At 62.1% G+C, this 18,512-nt stretch carries 18 protein-coding genes and 1 pseudogene; 10 read left to right on the top strand and 9 right to left on the bottom strand.

What is annotated here, in order from left to right:
- Positions 1-66: 66 nt before the first annotated feature.
- The 3 genes from LRS06_RS10795 to LRS06_RS10785 form a co-directional block, all read right to left on the bottom strand.
- Positions 67-687: a hypothetical protein gene (locus tag LRS06_RS10795; RefSeq protein WP_257871493.1), complete on the bottom strand. Its 621-nt coding sequence runs from the start codon at positions 685-687 to the stop codon at positions 67-69.
- A 117-nt stretch (positions 688-804) separates the two neighbouring features.
- Positions 805-1,665: a carboxylating nicotinate-nucleotide diphosphorylase gene (gene nadC / locus LRS06_RS10790; RefSeq protein ID WP_257871492.1), complete on the bottom strand. Its 861-nt coding sequence runs from the start codon at positions 1,663-1,665 to the stop codon at positions 805-807.
- Between the two features lie 73 nt (positions 1,666-1,738).
- Entirely contained in the window at positions 1,739-2,140 is a 402-nt protein-coding gene (locus LRS06_RS10785) for a DUF4783 domain-containing protein (RefSeq protein ID WP_196956275.1), read from the bottom strand.
- A 138-nt stretch (positions 2,141-2,278) separates the two neighbouring features.
- Here LRS06_RS10785 and gpmI point away from each other — a divergent pair, with 138 nt between their 5' ends.
- Positions 2,279-3,826, top strand: coding sequence for a 2,3-bisphosphoglycerate-independent phosphoglycerate mutase (gene gpmI / locus LRS06_RS10780; protein ID WP_257871491.1), 1,548 nt, complete (start codon positions 2,279-2,281; stop codon positions 3,824-3,826).
- Positions 3,819-4,385: a hypothetical protein gene (locus tag LRS06_RS10775; RefSeq protein WP_257871490.1), complete on the top strand. Its 567-nt coding sequence runs from the start codon at positions 3,819-3,821 to the stop codon at positions 4,383-4,385. Before gpmI ends, LRS06_RS10775 begins: the two co-directional genes overlap by 8 nt.
- An 8-nt stretch (positions 4,386-4,393) precedes the next feature.
- On the opposite strand, the gene LRS06_RS10770 is transcribed toward LRS06_RS10775, so the two are convergent.
- From LRS06_RS10770 to prfA, 4 genes are all read right to left on the bottom strand, one after another.
- The gene (locus LRS06_RS10770) at positions 4,394-4,975 is read right to left on the bottom strand and encodes a hypothetical protein (RefSeq protein ID WP_257871489.1); all 582 of its coding nucleotides are present in this window, start codon (positions 4,973-4,975) and stop codon (positions 4,394-4,396) included.
- A 96-nt stretch (positions 4,976-5,071) separates the two neighbouring features.
- Positions 5,072-5,506: a secondary thiamine-phosphate synthase enzyme YjbQ gene (locus LRS06_RS10765; protein ID WP_257871488.1), complete on the bottom strand. Its 435-nt coding sequence runs from the start codon at positions 5,504-5,506 to the stop codon at positions 5,072-5,074.
- 5 nt (positions 5,507-5,511) lie between these two features.
- Positions 5,512-7,023: a right-handed parallel beta-helix repeat-containing protein gene (locus LRS06_RS10760; RefSeq protein WP_257871487.1), complete on the bottom strand. Its 1,512-nt coding sequence runs from the start codon at positions 7,021-7,023 to the stop codon at positions 5,512-5,514.
- A gap of 140 nt (positions 7,024-7,163) precedes the next feature.
- Positions 7,164-8,234 (bottom strand): peptide chain release factor 1, encoded by a 1,071-nt coding sequence (prfA, locus tag LRS06_RS10755; protein WP_257871486.1) that lies wholly within the window; start codon positions 8,232-8,234, stop codon positions 7,164-7,166.
- Positions 8,235-8,790: 556 nt separating this feature from the next.
- Between prfA and thrA the strand changes: the two genes are divergently transcribed.
- The 8 genes and pseudogenes from thrA to LRS06_RS10715 all read left to right on the top strand — a co-directional run bounded on the left by thrA (position 8,791) and on the right by LRS06_RS10715 (position 17,154).
- Positions 8,791-11,250, top strand: a complete 2,460-nt coding sequence (thrA, locus tag LRS06_RS10750; RefSeq protein ID WP_257871485.1) for a bifunctional aspartate kinase/homoserine dehydrogenase I — start codon at positions 8,791-8,793, stop codon at positions 11,248-11,250.
- Positions 11,251-11,409: 159 nt separating this feature from the next.
- Positions 11,410-12,123: pseudogene (locus LRS06_RS10745) on the top strand (homoserine kinase); the annotation flags it as partial.
- Positions 12,124-12,214: 91 nt separating this feature from the next.
- Positions 12,215-12,352, top strand: a complete 138-nt coding sequence (locus LRS06_RS10740; protein ID WP_257873403.1) for a hypothetical protein — start codon at positions 12,215-12,217, stop codon at positions 12,350-12,352.
- A 190-nt stretch (positions 12,353-12,542) separates the two neighbouring features.
- Complete coding sequence (thrC, locus tag LRS06_RS10735) at positions 12,543-13,841, top strand: threonine synthase (RefSeq protein ID WP_257871484.1); 1,299 nt, start codon at positions 12,543-12,545, stop codon at positions 13,839-13,841.
- A gap of 284 nt (positions 13,842-14,125) precedes the next feature.
- The gene (locus LRS06_RS10730) at positions 14,126-14,797 is read left to right on the top strand and encodes a DUF3365 domain-containing protein (protein ID WP_257871483.1); all 672 of its coding nucleotides are present in this window, start codon (positions 14,126-14,128) and stop codon (positions 14,795-14,797) included.
- Between the two features lie 192 nt (positions 14,798-14,989).
- On the top strand, positions 14,990-15,664 hold the full coding sequence (locus LRS06_RS10725; RefSeq protein ID WP_257871482.1) for a phosphoribosylanthranilate isomerase: 675 nt from the start codon (positions 14,990-14,992) through the stop codon (positions 15,662-15,664).
- Positions 15,665-15,881: 217 nt separating this feature from the next.
- Positions 15,882-16,025, top strand: coding sequence for an FAD-dependent oxidoreductase (locus tag LRS06_RS10720; protein ID WP_257871481.1), 144 nt, complete (start codon positions 15,882-15,884; stop codon positions 16,023-16,025).
- Entirely contained in the window at positions 16,015-17,154 is a 1,140-nt protein-coding gene (locus tag LRS06_RS10715) for an FAD-dependent oxidoreductase (RefSeq protein WP_257871480.1), read from the top strand. Before LRS06_RS10720 ends, LRS06_RS10715 begins: the two co-directional genes overlap by 11 nt.
- 66 nt (positions 17,155-17,220) lie before the next feature.
- Here the strand turns inward: LRS06_RS10715 and LRS06_RS10710 are convergent, their stop codons facing one another.
- Both LRS06_RS10710 and LRS06_RS10705 read right to left on the bottom strand, forming a co-directional pair.
- Positions 17,221-18,165 carry an HNH endonuclease gene (locus LRS06_RS10710; protein WP_257871479.1) on the bottom strand — a complete coding sequence of 315 codons (945 nt, stop codon included), beginning with the start codon at positions 18,163-18,165 and terminating at the stop codon, positions 17,221-17,223.
- A 100-nt stretch (positions 18,166-18,265) separates the two neighbouring features.
- Positions 18,266-18,505 carry a hypothetical protein gene (locus LRS06_RS10705; RefSeq protein ID WP_257871478.1) on the bottom strand — a complete coding sequence of 80 codons (240 nt, stop codon included), beginning with the start codon at positions 18,503-18,505 and terminating at the stop codon, positions 18,266-18,268.
- Positions 18,506-18,512: the final 7 nt, after the last annotated feature.

Below are 18,512 nucleotides of genomic sequence, written 5' to 3'. Positions count from 1 at the left end.
TTAAGACGGGCAAGCTATTAACCGGAAGCTCCTGGCTATTGGCTTGCGTAACCGGCTGCTTATCAGTTAGGCAGCGGCGGCGGGAGCGGCTTTAACTTCGGCCGGCAGCAGATTTTTGCGGCGCAGCATTGATTCAAACAGCTTCAGGTCGTTGGGCGAGTTGAAGATGCGCGTGGGCAGGTACAGAAACATAGGCACCTGGAACGTGCGGGCCACCCAGCCGCGCCAGCCGGTAGGCATTTCCACGTTTTCGGGCGTTTTCAGGTAGAGCTGGTAAGCGCCATCCTTGTAGTGCACGCGGTCAATCATTTCCCAGGGAATGTTCATACCCTGCTTGTCATTGAGCTTCATGAGCACGTGGCGCTGGTCGATTTCAAAGTTCACGCGCTCAAAGAGGGCTTTGCTTTGCTCGTGCTGGGCCAGGGCCTGCACCTGGGCCGAGCGCAGCACCACGAACAGCACCGTCACGAGTACGGCCGCGGCTACCAGCCACCACGAAAACACGAAGATGGCCGGCAGCAGCAGGACCACGAGCGGAATAAGGGCGTACCACCACTCGCGCTTCCACACTTCCGTGAGGGCCATGCGCACGTAGGTTTCGGAGCTGAGCTGGTTTTTCTTGGTGCGGATGGCGAGCGGCGAAGGGCCTTGCGCCTGCCGGAATCCACGTTGATTGGGTTGTTGCATTGGGTAAGGAATGTGCTAATGTGATGAATGTGCTAATGTGCTGATGGATGTGCTCAGAGCCAGTGAATTGTGCTGCCTGAGCACATGAGCACATTCCCTCACATTCTTCACATTAAACTAAAACGCTTTCAAACTCATGTCCAGGCTATCGGCCGAATGCGTGAGGGCACCCACGGAAATGTAGTCGACGCCGGTGGCGGCTACCTCGGCAATGGTTTGCTCGGTGATGCCGCCGCTGGCTTCGAGCGGAAACCGGTCGGCCACCAGGGCTACGGCTTCCTGCATCTGGGCCGGGCTCATGTTGTCGAGCATGATCCGGTCGATGCCGCCTACTTCCAGGGCCTGCTGAACTTCGGCCAGCGTACGGGTTTCCACCTCAATGGGCAGCTGGCGGCCTAGCTCGCGCAGGTACGTGTGGGTAGCTTCGATGGCCTGCCGGATACCGCCCGCGTAGTCCACGTGGTTGTCCTTTAGCATAATCATGTCGAAGAGGCCGTAGCGGTGGTTGGTACCGCCCCCGATGAGCACCGCCCACTTCTCGCACAGGCGGAAGTTGGGCGTGGTTTTGCGGGTATCGAGCAGGCGGGCGCGGGTGCCGGCCAGCTTCTGCTGCAGGTTTGCCGTGTAGGTGGCAATGCCGCTCATGCGCTGCATGCAGTTGAGCACCAGCCGCTCGGCCGTGAGGATGCTGCGCGCCGGCCCTTCTACCACAAAAGCGACGTCGCCGTGCTGCACGCGGGCTCCATCGTTCAGGCGCACTTCCACCTGCAGCGCCGCGTCCACCTCCGCGAAGATGAGCTGGGCCAGCTCTACGCCGGCCAGCACACCTTCGCCTTTTACCAGCAGATGCGCCCGGTTGCGGGCCGTAGCCGGAATAGCTGCCCGCGACGAATGGTCGCCGTCGCCGACGTCTTCGGCCAGGGCAGTGCGGATAAACGTGGTCAGAGCTTCGGGGGTGAGGTAGGAGGCGGTTTGCACGGTGCAAAAATAGAAAAGAAAAGGCCCCGACTTGCATCGGGGCCTGCGCAACTAAAAAGCCGACAGCGCTTTTTTATTCTTTCGTGAAGTCAATCGTGTCAATCAACTGCTTGCCCTGGGCGGGTTTTATCTTGATAAACACCCGGTACGTACCGCTTTTCCCCACATATTTGCCGATGGCGTACTGAATGCCGCCCTCCGAGGAACCCTGGTGAATGAACTCGAAGCTCGTGGGCGCGTTCTTGGCGAAGAAGTCTTTGAGCACGAACTCGGCCTGGGTGGCGCTGTAGCTTTGCTTGTCGCCATCGAAGCCCAGCTCTACGCTGGAGCCGAAGTGCTGCGCCACCCCACGCGAGGAACCGCTACGGATGGCCCCGCGCACGGCCCCGAAGGCGTCGCCCTGGGCCTGGGCGCCTACCACGGCGGCCAGCAACAGGCCAACCAGCAATAGCGTACGGAAAAAGGAAGTTTTCATATCTAACAGTGGAATGCCCGGCCGTAGGCCAAAATTATGCCAACCCCCTACAAGGAAGCAAATAATACCCGGCATTCTTCTTCACAGACAATACTAACAAAATCCCGGCGGTTCAGCACGTCCCACTATCTTTGCACCATGAATAAACAGGTACTGTTGGTAATTCTGGACGGGTGGGGCCTGGGCACTAACCCGGAAGTTTCGGCCATTGCAAAAGCACGCACGCCGTACGTTGATTCGTTGTTTCAGCGGTTTCCGCACAGTAAGCTCCAGGCCTCGGGCGAAGCAGTAGGCCTGCCGGATGGGCAGATGGGCAATTCCGAGGTGGGCCACATGAACATTGGAGCCGGCCGCGTGGTATACCAGGATCTGGTGCGCATCAACAAATCCATCCGGGAGCGGAAGCTGGGCTCCATGCCGGCTCTCACCAAAGCATTCGACTACGCTCGCACCAACGGTAAAAACGTGCACTACATCGGGCTGCTGTCGGATGGGGGCGTGCACTCCCATATAGAGCACCTGAAAGCCCTCTGCACCCTGGCCCACGACGCCGACGTGCACAACGTCTTTATCCACGCCTTCACCGACGGCCGCGACACCGACCCCAAGGGCGGCGTGAGCTACGTGAACGACCTGGAGCAGCACCTGCAGCGCGGGGCCAGCGGCAAAATTGCGTCCATTGTGGGGCGCTACTACGCCATGGACCGCGACAACCGCTGGGAGCGGGTAAAAGAAGCCTACGACTTGCTGGTGAACGGCAAGGGCACGCCTTCCCAGAACCTGATTCAGAGCATGCTCGACTCCTACAAGGCGGGCCTGACCGACGAATTCCTGAAGCCTATTGTGAAGGTGGGCGCCGATGGGCTGCCGCTGGCCACCATTCAGGAAGGCGACGTGGTGCTGTGCTTTAACTTCCGCACCGACCGGGGGCGCGAAATCACGCAGGCCCTCACCCAGCAGGATTTTCACGCCTTCAACATGCACCGGCTGAACCTGCACTACCTCACCATGACGAACTACGACGCCACATTTGTGGGCGTCACGCCGATTTTCGAGAAGGACAACCTCGACCAGACCCTGGGCGAAGTGCTGGCTGCCAACGGCAAAAAGCAGATTCGCATGGCTGAGACGGAAAAGTACCCGCACGTCACGTTCTTCTTCTCGGGTGGCCGTGAGGTAGAGTTTGCCGGCGAAACCCGCATCATGCGCGCCTCGCCCAAAGTGGCCACCTACGATCTGCAGCCTGAAATGAGTGCCTACGAGCTGCGCGACGCCCTGGTGCCAGAGCTGCAGGCCAGATCGGCCGACTTCATTGTGCTTAACTTCGCCAACCCCGACATGGTAGGCCACACCGGTGTGTTTGAGGCTGCCGTGAAGGCCGTGGAAACCGTGGACACCTGCACCCACGACGTAATTGAGGCCGCCCTGGCCAGCAACTACGCCTGCATCATCATTGCCGACCACGGTAACGCCGACATGATGGTGAACCCCGACGGCACACCCAACACGGCCCACACCACCAACCTGGTACCCTGCATCCTGGCCGACAACGACTACCGCGGCGCGCTGAACAATGGCAAGCTCGGCGACATCGCGCCCACGGTATTGCAGCTGATGGGCCTGCCGCAGCCGGAGGAAATGAGTGGCGTAAGCCTGCTCCAACCCCAAACCAGCCCGAATGCGTAAGACGTGGCTGCTGGGCTTGGCGTGGCTGGCCGCGGCGTGCAGCTCCGATACCGGAACTACGCCCGGCCAGCCCGCGCCCCGCTCCCGCTATTTTGCGCTGAACGCGTTTCTGGAAGACCAGGCCAAACAGCTCAACCAGCGGCAGCCCGGCGTTACCAAACAGGTGCGTCTGCGCACGGGCGGCGAGGAAACCACCCAGGTAAACCACTTGGACTGGAGCAAGGAGCTGCAGATTTTCCAGCAGGCCGATATCACCAAACCGGCGTTGCGCGGCGCGTATACCGTTGATTCTACCGTGGAAAACGGTCTGTTACGTCGCCGCTACCAGCGTCGGCCGGGCATTGAGCACCCAGTACGACAGCTCACCGTGTTGACCAGCGGCCCGCAGGTGGTAGCCGTGGAAGCCGTTATTACCCAGGACAACCCGCTGGTGTACTCTAGCAAAAAGCTGGAGCTGCACTGCCAGCAGGGCCAAGTGGCCAGCTACCGGGTAGATGGGGTGCAAAAGCTAGTCTTGTTCGACTCAGTACGGTACGCGGTGAGCAGCCGAGTGCAGTAGCTTCGTACTTAATCCACGTACGGCTCCACGTGTACCGCACTCAGGCGGCCCTGCTGGAACGTCACCGATACGTAGTTGGCCCGCTCGGTGTCCCCGATTCGGACCTTATCAATGGACTGGCGGCTGGCGCGGTGGGCCTTTTGCAGACGGCGCTTCAGGCGCTGGCCGTAGGCGGGCTGAAAGTTGGTAACGCTGGCATCCTGCAGCAGGTCTTTCTCCGGCGTGCGGTAAAACGCAAATACGTTTCCCTGGTGGCGCAGCACCACAATCGTATCGGTTTGCCCGGGCACGTGGCGGTTCTGGAAAGGCTTGCGGGCAGCTACGCGGGCCCCGGCTGCTACCAGTTGCTCCACCGTCAGCTCCTGCCCGAACGGGTCACCGGCCAGCGTATCGTTGGTGATGCGCAGGGTGCGGGTAGGCAGCGCCGTTGGGCCAGCATACACCTCCCGCCGGGCAACTGCTCGCTTGCTCCTGACTTCCTTGGCAACATCTTCCTCGGCCGGAGCTGCGCTGCACGCACTCAACAGCAACGCCGCGTAAAGGGCAGCGCTGAAAGCAGCTTTAGCAGACGAAAACAGAGCAGCAAACATGAGGCAAACCAGCAGATGGTTGTCTCTATACGCAAAACCGCTGCAGGCGGCCCACTGGAAACAAAGCATTTAGCCGCACCAGAGCCTTCAGCGGCGCTATGTCCGAGCTATTTCTCCCATCAAGGTAGCCACCAGCCAGCGGCGGCCGCCGTGGTTGCGGTGCTCCCCCAGGTAAATGCCCTGCCAGGTGCCTAGCGCCAACTCGCCCCGGCTGATGGGTACGCTCACGGCATGGCCCAACAGGCTGGCTTTGAGGTGGGCCGGCATATCATCGGGGCCTTCCTGGGTGTGCTGGAAGTACGGCGCGTTTTCGGGCACCACGCGGTTGAAGAAAGCCTCGAAGTCGTGACGCACGGTGGGGTCGGCGTTTTCGTTGATGCTCAGGCTGGCGGAGGTATGCTGGATAAAGAAGTGCGCGGTGCCCACCTGCAGCTGTTCCAGCTCGGGTAGCTCGGCCACCAGCAGATCGGTAATCAGATGAAAGCCCCGGCGCACGGCCGGCAGGCGCAGGCGTTTCTGAATGAACACCATCGGGCTTACGGGTTTTTCCGCTCGTAGGCCCCCAGGTCGGGCGTGGCCGGGTCACGGGTCAGGCGGAGCAGGTCGTATTCCAGGCCGGGCAGCGGCACGGCTTTGTTGCCGGCCGGGGAAAGCGTGTCGAGGCGGAAATCGAACTTATCGGCCGTGCTGTTCAGGTACGTTTTCCTGAACTTGGGGTCCTGATTAAGGACGTTGCCGCCGTTGCCGAAGCCGGGCTTGGTGGCGCTGCTGGCCGTTGCAGTGTACTCCTTGGTGCGCAGCAGGCTGTTCGTAACGCTGATATTGCCCAGGTACCGCTCGGCATTTTCGAAGTATAGCTCATCCTCGAACGAGCCCCACACAATGCTGTTGCGCACCGTTACCTCAGGGCTCACGCGGCGCGGCGGCGCCTTCACCGGCAGCTCATCGGAGAAAGTGAGCGAGGAAGTTTCGCGGCGATTGAACTGGGGCGTATAGTTGGCCACGGTGCAATAGTTAAGCACGTAGCGCCCGCCCTGGAAGCCCGCTACCGCAAACTCCCCGCAGTTGGTAAATAGAGAGTTGTTCACCGTCACGTCGCCGGAAAAGCTGAGGATGCCGCCGCCGAACGGGGCCGTGGTGCTGCCAAACTGCAAAGCCGCCGCCGAAATGTTCTTAATGATGCTGTTTTCGACCAGCACTGCCGGGCGCGGCGCCACGTTGTCGAGGTTCAGGACCACCAGCCCGAAAGCGGCGTTCTTGATTTCGGCGTAGCGCACTACGTTGTCGTGGCTGCTGGCGTCGAGCTGAATGCCGGCCCACTGGCCCGGAATGTCGTTGTAGAACGGCTCCAGACGGTCGGCCTGAAAGCGCACGAACCGTGGGTCGTCGGGCTTCATTTCGGCCGAAGGCTGCAAATCGGGGTTGATGCGCAGCTGCCCGCGCACTACCAGGGCCGCGCCGGCGTGGCTGTACACGCGCGTGCCGGTTTCAATGGTCAGGCGGCAGTTCTTGTCTACCAGCGCGTAGCCGTAGATGACGTGGGGCTTGTCGTTGCGCCACACCTCGTCGCACTTCAGGGTTTCTTCGGCGTGGAAGTAGGCGTTCTGCCCGTAGGCTACCAACTTTACCTGCTGCTCGTTGCCATTGGTAAGAAACTGCAGCTCGTCTTCCACCAGAAAGGGCTTGTCCTTGGCTACCTGGCCCAGCACGGCTTTCACCAGGATCTGCACGCTGTCTTTCCCCTTGATTTCCAATCCGTCTGCCGTTGGCTGGTCGTCGCCGTTGATGATGAGCGAGTAGGTGCCGGGGGCTTTGCCGGCCAGCCGCAGCTGCTCCACCCGCACGGCCCGGGCATTGCGGTTATACACCCACAGCCGCTTGGATACGGTGCCCACCTGCGTGAATACGGTGTCAAACAGCACCGTATCCGTCGAAAACTCCAGCTTGGCGTTGCGGTCCGTAGTCAGCAGATCCTCCTTGGGCTCACAGCCGGGCAGCAGCGTGGCCGCCGCCGAGAAAATCAGGAGAAGAGGCAGGAGAAAGCGCATAAAAGAAACCCGTATAAAAAACGTCATGCTGAGCGTAGCCGAAGCATCTTGCTAGTTTAGTAACTCATATTTACCACACTAGCGAGATGCTTCGGCTACGCTCAGCATGACCAACGTGCCGAAGCTAATAGTTAGTGCGACTAGCCTACACCTTCCTGCAGACGCTCGGCGCTTTCGGCCAGGCGCAGCTGCTCCACAAACTCGTCGATGTTGCCTTCCATCACGCTGGCCAGGTTGTACACCGTGAAGCCGATGCGGTGGTCGGTTACGCGGCCCTGGGGGTAGTTGTAGGTGCGGATTTTGTCGGACCGGTCGCCGCCGCCAATCATGCTCTTGCGCTGGGCGCCTTCAGCTTCGTTTTTCTTGGCCAGCTCAATCTCATAAATCCGCGAGCGAAGCACCTGTAGGGCCTTGTCGAAGTTTTTAAGCTGGGACTTCTGGTCCTGGCACTGGGCCACCAGGCCGGTGGGCAAGTGGGTGAGGCGCACGGCCGAGTACGTGGTGTTTACCGACTGCCCGCCGGGGCCCGACGACATAAACAGGTCCTTGCGCACGTCGTTCATGTCGATCTGCACGTCCAGCTCCTCGGCTTCCGGCATCACCACGATGGAGGCTACCGAAGTGTGGATGCGGCCCTGGGTTTCGGTGGCCGGCACACGCTGCACGCGGTGCACGCCCGACTCAAACTTGAGCTTGCCGTACACGTCCTCGCCCTTCACGGCCAGGATAATTTCCTTGTAGCCCCCGCTGGTGCCTTCGGTGGCGTCAATCAAGTCCATTTTCAGGCCGTTGCGCTCGGCGTAGCGCATGTACATGCGCTGCAGGTCGCCGGCGAAGATGGCGGCCTCGTCGCCCCCGGCCCCGGCCCGGATTTCCATGATGACGTCCTTGCTGTCGTTGGGGTCTTTGGGAATCAGCAGCTCCTTGATGTAGGTTTCCAGGCGTTCCTGCTCGGGGTAGAGCGTTTCCAGCTCGTCCTTGGCCATCTGGCGAAAGTCCTCGTCCTTTTCGGTGGAAATGACCTCCTTGGCGTTGTCGATGTTGGCCAGCACGTTCTGGTAGGCCTTGTACTCGGTCACGATTTTGCCCAGGTCCTTGTATTCTTTATTGAGGGCCTTGAAGCGCTTCATGTCGCTCATGGCGTCGGGCTGGGTGAGCTGCTCGCTCACGTCCTCAAAGCGCCGTTGAATGGCCTCCAGTTTATCTAGCATCTCTCTTCTGAAAATGTATTGGGAGTGCAAAGGTACGCAAACGCCGCCGACGATATATACTCCGAAAAACCTGAGCGCTAAGCCGCTGCCCGTTGCCCGATGTGGACCTTGCCAGCCAAAAAAATCTACTGTTGTCTTCTAGCCATAGTAATCCGGGCTGCGGGGTTGTTCCAGGCGGACGAACCCGGTTAGTTTGCCGAATAGCTGATAATCAGCTGAAACACCAAAAAAGCTATGCAGATAAAATCCGCTTCAGGCCACTAATTGACGCCAGAAACCAGGCGGTAGAAATCGTAGATAATTTTATACGAAAGCCTTTGCGGTGTAGAAAAGGTTTCTACTTTGCGGCCATCAACCCCGCATTCATGGCCCCGCTTCGTGCTATTCAGGCTTTCTTCCACGCACGGCCAATCTTCACGATTGGCACCGGGACAACTGTGATTACAACCCGCTAGCGGGCCGCGGAATCCTCTTTCACCCTTGATTCGCCGCCCGCCTCGCCGGTAAGCCCCGCCCCAGGAGCTGCCGCCGCGAAGCGGGTTTTTTCTTGTCCATTATGAAGCCAGAGGCTATGCAGGTTTTGAAATTCGGGGGCTCGTCGGTGGCGACGGCCGCCAACATCGGGCGGGTGCTGGACCTCGCCGAGGCCGCTGCCCGGCAGCAGCCCACGGTGGTAGTGGTATCGGCGCTGGGCGGCGTAACGGATGCCCTGATTGCGGCCGGCCGCCGCGCCGCCGCGGCCGATGCCGGCTACCGCGAGCAGCTGCAGGAGCTGGAGCAGCGCCACCTGGCCGTGGTGCGCGAACTGCTGCCCATCACGGGCCAAAGCGCCGTGCTCAGTGCCGTCAAAACCCACTGCAACGAGCTGGAAAGCATCTGCGACGGAATTTTTGCCCTGGGTGAGCTGTCCAACCGCAGCCTCGATAAGCTGGTGAGCTACGGGGAGCTGCTCTCCTCTAAGATAGTAGCGGCGGGCCTGGCAGCTCGGGGCGCGGCGCATCAGTGGCTCGACAGCCGGCAGCTTATCCGTACCGACACGAAATATGGCCACGCCACCGTGGACTTCGGTGCCACCAACGCCCGCATTCAGGCGGCCGTGCAGGAGGCCGGTGCGCCGCTGTATGTGGCGCCCGGCTTTGTGGCCTCAGCCCCCGATGGCAGCACCACCACCCTGGGCCGCGGCGGCTCCGACTATACCGCTGCCATTTTTGCCGGCGCACTGGACGCCACGCAGCTCGAAATCTGGACCGACGTGAGCGGCATGATGACAGCCGACCCGCGCCTGGTGCGCGCTGCCCGCACCATCCCGCGCATCTCCTACCAGGAGGCTATGGAACTCTCCCACTTCGGGGCCAAGGTGCTGTATCCGCCCACCATTCAGCCGGTGATGCGCTCGGGAATTCCGCTCTGGATCAAGAACACCTTCGCGCCCGAGGATGCGGGCACGCTGGTGGAAGTGGCCTCGCCGGCCAACCATGCCTTTGTGCGGGGCCTGTCGAGCATTGGGCCGGTGGCTTTGCTGCGGCTCGAAGGCAGCGGCATGGTGGGCATTCCGGGTTTTTCGCGGCGGCTGTTTGCGGCCCTGGCCCGGGAAGAAGTCAACGTTATTCTCATCACCCAAAGCTCCTCCGAGCACTCCATCTGCGTGGCCGTGAGTGCGCCCGAGGCGGCCCGTGCCCAGCAGGCAGCCAACGAGGAATTTGCCCCAGAAATCCAGGCCGGCCGCCTCGACCCGCTTGACCGGGAAGATGACTTGGCCATTGTGGCACTGGTGGGCGAGCAAATGAAAAACCACCCCGGCATCAGTGGGCGCATGTTTGGGGCGCTGGGCCAGAACGGGGTGAATATCCGGGCCATTGCCCAAGGCTCCTCGGAGAAGAACATTTCCACCGTAATTCGCCAGCAGGACGTGCGCAAGGCCATCAACGTGCTGCACGAAACCTTCTTTGAGGCCACCACGCGCCAAGTGAACGTGGTGGTGACGGGCGTGGGCAACGTGGGCCGCAAGCTGCTGGAGCAGCTCAGCCGGCAGCAAGCTTGGCTGCGCGAAAAGCTGCGCCTGAACCTGCGCGTAGTGGGTCTGGCTACCAGCAAGCAGTTTGTGCTCGACGAGGAAGGCATCGACCTCAGCAGCTGGCAGGCCGCCCTGGAAGCCGGGCAGCCGCTGGATCTGTCGAAGCTTACCGAGCAGTTGCTGGCCCTGAACCTGCGCAACACGGTGTTCGTGGACGTGACGGCCAGCGCCGACGTGGCCCAGGTGTACGCCGGGCTGCTGGCAAAAAGCGTGGCTGTGGTAGCCTGCAACAAGGTGGCAGCCTCCTCAGAGTACCAGAACTACGCCCGCCTGAAGTCCCTGGCCCAGGAGTTCAACACCCATTTCCTGTTTGAAACCAACGTGGGCGCGGGTTTGCCCATCATCGGCACCCTGGGCGACCTGCTGCGCAGCGGCGACGAGGTGCAGCGGATGCAGGCCGTGCTGTCAGGCACGCTCAACTTCGTGTTCAATAACTACGACGGCACGCGGCCCTTCGCTGAGGTAGTGCGCCAGGCCCAGGACGAAGGCTACACCGAGCCCGACCCGCGCCTCGACCTGACGGGCGTAGACGTGGCCCGCAAAATCCTGATTCTGGCCCGCGAGGCCGGCCACCCGCTGGAAATGAGCGACGTAGAAAATGAGTCTTTCCTGCCGGCTTCCTGCCTGGAAGGCGACGTGCCCGCGTTCTACGAGCAGCTGGCCGTGCACGAGCCCCACTTCCGGGGGCTGTACGACGCGGCGGCGGCCGAAGGCAAAAAGCTGCGTTTTGTAGCCAGCTTTGCCGATGGACAAGCCCGCGTGGGCCTCCAGGCAGTAGCGCCCAGCCACGATTTATACTCGCTCCAGGGCAAGGACAACGCCGTGCTTTTCTACACCAACCGCTACGTGGAGCAGCCCCTCGTCATCAAGGGTGCCGGCGCCGGTGCCGAAGTAACCGCTTCGGGCGTGTTTGCCGACGTACTACGGGCGGTGCAGAGCTAGAGCATGCTTGGGAATTGTCATGCTGAGCGAAGCCGAAGCATCTCTACCGCTTCGTTGAATTACTACCGCAACGAAGCGGTAGAGATGCTTCGGCTTCGCTCAGCATGACGAAAACGACATTTTTGTAAGCTCCCAAACACGCTGTTTCAGAGTTGCTATATGCCTTTCTCTCCTGATACCGTCTGCGTGCATGCTCCCGCCACTGTGGCCAACATGGTGTGCGGGTTCGATGTGCTGGGGTTTTCCCTGGCTGCCCCCAACGACGTGATGCACCTGCGCCTGCTGGAGGAGCCCGGCGTGGTCATCATCAACGAAGATGACTTCGGCTTGCCCACCGAGCCCACCCGCAACGTAGCGGGGGCCGCGCTGCTGGCTATGTTGCGGGCCGTACCGGAAGTGCCCGGCGTAGAAGTACGCATCCGCAAGGCCATCCGGCCGGGCAGTGGCATTGGCAGCAGCGCCGCCAGCGCGGCCGGGGCAGTGGTGGGCTTGAACCAGCTGTTGGGCAACCGGTTCAGCAAGCCGGAGCTGGTAGATTTTGCCATGTACGGGGAGGAAGTAGCTTCCGGCGTGCGCCACGCCGACAACATTGCGCCGGGCATCTACGGGGGCGTGACGCTGATCCGGGCCACCACGCCTACGCCCGACGTGGTACCGCTCGACGCCCCGCCGCTGTTCGTGACGGTAGTACACCCGCAGATTGAGGTGAAGACCTCCGACGCCCGCCAGATTCTCAAGCGGCAGGTGAGCCTGCAGGACGCCATCCGGCAGTGGGGCAACGTGGGCGGGCTGGTGGCCGGCCTGCTCAAGCACGACTACGCCCTTATCGGCCGCTCCCTCGAAGACGTGATTGTGGAGCCCGTGCGTAGCATCCTCATTCCGGGCTTCCGGGAAGTGAAAGACGGCGGCCGCGCCGTGGGGGCGCTGGGTGGGGGGTATTTCCGGCTCGGGCCCGTCTCTCTTTATGCTCAGCCAGGACGAAGCCACCGCCCGCGCCGTGGAAACTGTGATGCGCGAAACCTACCAGCGCCTGGGCTTGGAGCACCACGTCTACCTGACCACCATCAACCCACTGGGCTGCCAGGTGGTGGAGAATTCATGAACTCACTAATTCTTTCTCCTTCATCCTGAGCGGCACGCAGGACATTGTCACGGCAGAACAGCTCTGCGCAAACCTCTGTGTCTTCTGCGGGCTAAAGAAGGTGTCCGCCTGACATCGTTCAGTTGTCATAAGGTCCTTCGCGCTGCTCAGGATGAAGGAGAACAAACAAATAAAAACAACCTCAACCCGCATGCGCTACTACAGCCTCAACCGCCAGTCGGAAACCGTGGATTTCCGGGCGGCCACCATTGCCGGGCAGGCACCCGACGGCGGCCTGTACTTCCCCGAAACCATTCCGCGCTTCCCGGCCGGCTTCGTAGAGCAGCTTCCTAACCTGGAACCGGCCGAAGTAGCCTACATGGTGCTGGCTCCCTACGTAGGCGAGGCCATTCCGGAGGCGGAGCTGCGCCGCATCTGCGCCGAGACGGTGAACTTCCCGTTTCCGCTGGTGCCGGTGGCGGAGCGTATCAGCGCGCTGGAGCTATTCCATGGCCCTACGCTGGCATTCAAGGACGTGGGTGCCCGGTTTATGAGCCGCTGTCTGGGCTATTTTTCCCGCAATGAAACCCAGCCCGTAACGGTGCTGGTGGCTACTTCCGGCGACACGGGCGGGGCCGTAGCCAGCGGGTTTCTGGGGGTGCCGGGGGTGGAAGTCGTTATCCTTTACCCCTCGGGCCGCGTGAGCCCGGTGCAGGAGCAGCAGCTCACGGCCCTGGGCCAGAACGTAACGGCCCTGGAGGTGCGCGGCAACTTCGACGACTGCCAGCGCCTGGTGAAGCACGCCTTCCGCGACCAGGAGCTGATGAGCCAGCGCCGCTTCACCTCGGCCAATTCCATCAACGTGGCCCGCTGGCTGCCCCAGCAGGTGTACTACTGCTACGCGGTGGCCCAGGCGCTGGCCCAGACCAACGAGCCGCCCGTGGTGGCCGTACCGAGCGGCAACTTCGGCAACCTGTGTGCCGGCCTGCTGGCTTACGTGTCGGGGCTGCCGGTGGGGCACTTTGTGGCGGCCTGCAACGCCAACGCTGTAGTGCCGGCCTACCTCACCTCGGGCCAGTATGCGGCGCGGCCGGCCGTGGCTACGCTTTCCAACGCTATGGACGTGGGTGACCCCAGCAACTTCGGCCGTATTCTGGAAATGTTCCGCCACGAGTACCCAGCTATCCGGGAGTTGCTGAGCGGGTATTCGGTGACGGATCAGGAAACGACGGCCACCATCCGGCGGGTGCACCAGCAAACGGGCTACGTGCTCGACCCGCACGGGGCCGTGGCGTACTTTGCCCTGGAGCACTACCTGCGCCGCCACCCCGAAACCCACGGCCTGCTGCTGGAAACCGCCCACCCCGTCAAGTTTCCGGAAGCCGTGGAAGCAGCCACGGGCCAGACCGTGCCGGTGCCTGCCGAGTTGCAAAGCCTGATGCAGCAGCCCAAGCAAAGCATTCTGCTGGAACCTGAGTACGAGGCGCTGCGGGCATTTCTGGAAAGGTAGTTTCGTTTGTCATCCTGAGTGAAGCGAAGGAACTTCCTCTGCCTAAGTGATGAAGTCAAGGCTGCGGAGCAAATCTTGTTCTCCTGCAAGAGCCACTGGCATTTAATAAACTTTGCCGCTCATCAGAGGCAGTTCCTTCGCTTCACTCAGGATGACAGAAGGCAAGGCTGGTATGAGTTGTAAATGACCGCTAAAGCAAAGTAATAACCCTGCTTGTCGTCATTACCTTACCTTTGGGAAGACAGTCGGCCGCTTTCCGCCGCCGGCGCCTCACTTATCTGCCCATGCGTTTTATTTTCTGTGCGGCCCTGGCTATCAGCCTGCTTACGGGCTGCCGGCCCGACCAGATTGAGCACCTGCGCAACACCAAGGAGCTGGCCATTGAGGCCGAAAACTGGCAGGTGAAGCGCATTCTGCCCAAAGACCTGCTGCGCGCCACCCGCTGGGCTGGTGACTCGCTCACAAGCCATGCCGACCGGGAGCTGCGTCGCGTGCTGGCCGAAAAGCTGCAGGCGGGCGGCGTTGCGGCGGCCCTGCCCTACTGCCGCCCCGAAACCTACGCCTCCATCGATTCGCTGGCGCGGGTGCTGGAGGCCGCGCCGCGCCGCGTGAGCAGCCGCCCCCGCAACCCCGGCAACCGGGCTACCCTGTCCGCCGCTGAGCTCACTCCTGATACCCTGCGCACCGTGCGCCGCCCCTCGGCGGAAGTGTTTTTCTACCAGCGCCCCATTGTGCTCAGCGACGCCCAGTGCCTGCGCTGCCACGGCACCCCGGGCACTGATATAGCCGCCGCCGACTACGCCCTGCTCCAAAAGCAGTACCCCCAGGACCAGGCCACCGGCTACAAGCTGGGCCAGGTAATGGGCGCCTGGCAAGTGCAGTTTCGGCGGGCGGGTGTGGCTGAGTTCTACACCATGAAAACCCGCAAAATCATGAAGCGGCGCAAGCTGTTTTAGCGTGAGTGGGGAGTGAGCAAAAAGACCGTCATGCTTCATCTGGCGCCCGCGAAGTCGAAGCATCTCGCTAGTATGGTAAAATCATTTACCACTACAACATAAGCACGCAAGATGCCTCGGCTGCGCTCGGCATGACGTTCATATGTACCCTTCTGATATCTCCTTTCACCCCCGTCTCATCCAACCGCCCGCATGGCCCTGCCTACCTACCACCCGCGCATCAAAATCTGCTGTATCAGCACCCCGCAGGAGCTGGCGCTGGCCGTAGCCGCCGGGGCCGACGCGCTGGGGCTGGTGGCCCGCATGCCTTCCGGCCCCGGCATCCTGCCCGACGACCAGGTGCGCCGCCTGGCCGAGCTGACGCCGCCCGCGGTGGGTTCCTTTTTGCTTACCAGCGAAACCGATACCTCGGCCATCATTGCGCACCAGTGCCGCACGGGCACATCTACCTTGCAGATTGTAGACCGCCTCAGCACCGGCTCTTACCAGGATTTGCGCACTGCCCTGCCGGGCATTCAGCTGGTGCAGGTGATTCACGTGGTGGACGAGCGGGCCGAGGAGGAAGCGCACCGCGTAGCCCCGCACGTGAATGCCATTCTGCTGGACAGTGGCAACCCCGGCCTGGCCGTGAAAGAGCTGGGGGGCACCGGCCGCACCCACAACTGGGCTATTAGTCGCCGCATCCGCGACGGGCTAAATATGCCGGTGTTCCTGGCCGGTGGTCTCAACCCCGACAACGTGCAGGAGGCCCTGGCCACCGTGCGCCCCTTCGGCGTGGACGTGTGCAGTGGCATCCGCACCAACGGCCACCTCGACCCTGTCAAGCTTCGCCGCTTCGTACAAGCGGTGCGGTCGTTTGAAGGCTAGAAAACAATGACAAAGCTAAAACTCCCCTCCTTGATTTAAAGTAAGAGCCCCGAAGGGTGGGGTGGTAAATACTATCAGAACAATTACCAGGTCCAACGCTCTGGCTCTGGCCTGACCACCCCGGCCTGCGGCCACTACTCTAAGATAAGGAGGGGAACTGACCGGCTTGTGGCTATTGACGCCCAACCTTCCGCCGGGTTTCTCAGTTTGGGCAGGTATGACTGCTGCTTCCGAAAAACCCATCATCATTATTGGCGCCGGCATGGCAGGCCTTACTTGTGCCAACTACCTGCACCGCGCCGGCCGCCCCGTGCTGGTGCTGGAGGCCGCCGATGCCGTGGGGGGGCCGCGTGCGCACTGACGTAACACCCGAGGGATTCCGCCTCGACCGTGGCTTCCAGGTGCTGCTCACGCGCTACCCCGAGGTGCAGCGCCTGATGGATTATGGCGCCCTGAACCTGAAGCCCTTCCGGCAGGGCGCCATTATTCGCCTGCCCGATGGCGAACAGACTACCCTGCTAAACCCTTTGCGCCAGCCTGCGGCGGCTTTTACGGCCCTGGCCTCGGCAGTGGGTACGCTGCCCGATAAGCTGCGCATTGTAAGCCTGGCCCGGCACGTGACCCAGCATACCCCGCAGGAGCTGCTGAACCGGCCCGACCTCAACGCCACCGATACGCTGCGCTTCCTGCACCACTATGGCTGGAGCGAGCAGATGATTACCTCGTTTTTCCGGCCATTTTTCGGGGGCGTATTCCTGGACCGCGACCTGCGCACGGCAGCCAATTTCTTTGAGTTCGTGTTTCAGCAGTTTGCCGAGGGCGAGGCCGTGGTACCTGCTCTGGGAATGCAGCAGATTCCCGAGCAGCTGGCGGCCCGTCTGCCGGCCGGCACCGTGCGCCTGAACTCGCCCGTGGAAGCCATTGATGGCACCACCGTGCGCCTCTGGACCGACCAGACGCTGGAGGCTGCCGCTGTGGTAGTGGCCGTGGATGGGGAAGCCGCCCGCAAGCTGCTGCCCCGGCAGCCCGCCGCCGAAACCGGCTGGAACCAGACCACCTGCACCTATTTTGCCGCGCCCGCCGCGTTGCCCTCCCGCCACGACCGGCTGCTGCGCCTGAACGCCGCCCCCGACGCCCTGGCCCACAACGTAGCCTTTCCGGCCGAAGTAAGTGCCGACTATGCACCCACGGGCCAGCGGCTGGTATCGGTGAGCACGCATGGGCCGCACGGCCTGAGCGAGGCCGACCTCACGGCCCGGCTTCGCCCGGAGCTAACAGAGTGGTTTGGGCCCGACGCCACCCGCTGGCAGCATCTGCGCACCTACACGCTGCCGCAGGCCCTGCCCGCGTACCCGGCCGGCCAGCCCGCTCACCAGCCCCTGCGCCTTACCGACCACCTCTACCGCTGTGGCGACTACACCGCTTACCCCTCGCTGAACGCGGCCATGCAAACCGGCCGCGAGGTGGCGGAGCAGCTGTTAGCGAATTAATACCACCGAATGGTCTACTGGCTTTAACTGCTTAGGCCCCAAAGGCGGCACCTGCTGGCATCTTCTTTATCGAGCCACAAATTCCTCCCACCGGGGCCACCACTCCGGCCGCTCCGGCAGCCGCAGCTTCGCGCCCTCAAACTGCAGCAAGCCGTGCCCGGCGCCGCCCAGCTCCCGGAAGGACGAGGCGACCCGCACGCGGTAATCGTGGTCGATACGGAGGAGGTGGCGGTCGAAGGCGCGGTGCAGGGTGGGCGTGAGAGCCAGGCCGTTGCCGATGGTATCGTCGTGGCTCAAGGCCCAGGGCACGATGTGGCAGGCATCGAGCAAAGGCGCTAAGGCGCTGGTACCGGTGCTAATCAGCTGCAGGCCCGAAATGGCGCAGGTATAGTCGTACACGCGCAGCACTTCCCGCTTGAACACGGCACTGCGTACGGCCGCTTCTACTTCGTCGGCAAGGTTCAGGTGCGTTTGGTACACGGCGGCCGGCTCTTCCAGCATCTGGCGGCCCAGGTCTTGCAGGACCCTGGAACCGGCGCTGGGACGGTAGCGGAAGCGGGTTTGCGGAAAGTAGTGGTCCAGCAGGGCTTCGCGAAACAACTGGCGGTTAGCTGCATCCTGGAGCAGCAACCATAGGGGTAAGTCGAGGGCCGCGTAGGCTACCACCTGGCGCAAATGGCCCAGACTGCGCGGCGAGCCGGAAGCGGTGAGCTGTAGAGGCAGGCCCGCGTGGGTGCGCAGGTGCCAGAACGTCTCGCCCGTGAGGTGGTAGAACGGCAGGGCGAAGTTGTTGGCCTGAAACCGTCCGGAAACGCTCAGGTCGCGGCAGTTGCTCTGAAACGCGGCCAGCAGCTCCGGCGTGATAACAACCTGATTATCCTGCACCGCACCGTCTTCAATACCTTCGAGCATGGCCAGCAGCAGGGCTGGTTTATAGGGTGCTTCCTCCCCGCCCGAGCGGCTGGTGCGGAGCTTGCGGAAACGAAGAAGGTAGTGAGGCAGATCAGTCATGCGCAGACACAAGGTAAGCGCTGCTTTGATCTTGCCAACGGCCCGCTACTTCCATCTGCTGCCTGCGCTCTACCTGACTTGCCTACCCAATAGCCCGGCTTTACTGCCTGGGGTGGGCGCGGTTGCCCCGCTGCGCATCGTAGCCCGCGGCTGGGTCAGGAAAGAAGGCAAACCAGACAATGATCAGCACCAGAAGGGCGCCAGCCAGCACGCCCAGCGTGGCTCCGCTCCGCAGCAGCGTGTAGGAGCTGATCACTGAAACGCCCCAGATGCGCAGTACGCCCAGGGTAGCCAGGGCCAGGCAAAGCAGCACAATGGCCGCACCAATCAGCTTTTTCACGGGAAAA

This window comes from Hymenobacter sp. J193, assembly GCF_024700075.1.
Classification (GTDB): domain Bacteria; phylum Bacteroidota; class Bacteroidia; order Cytophagales; family Hymenobacteraceae; genus Hymenobacter.
The sequence above is the reverse complement of the archived record's forward strand: the minus strand, read 5'-3'. Positions and strand labels throughout refer to the sequence as shown.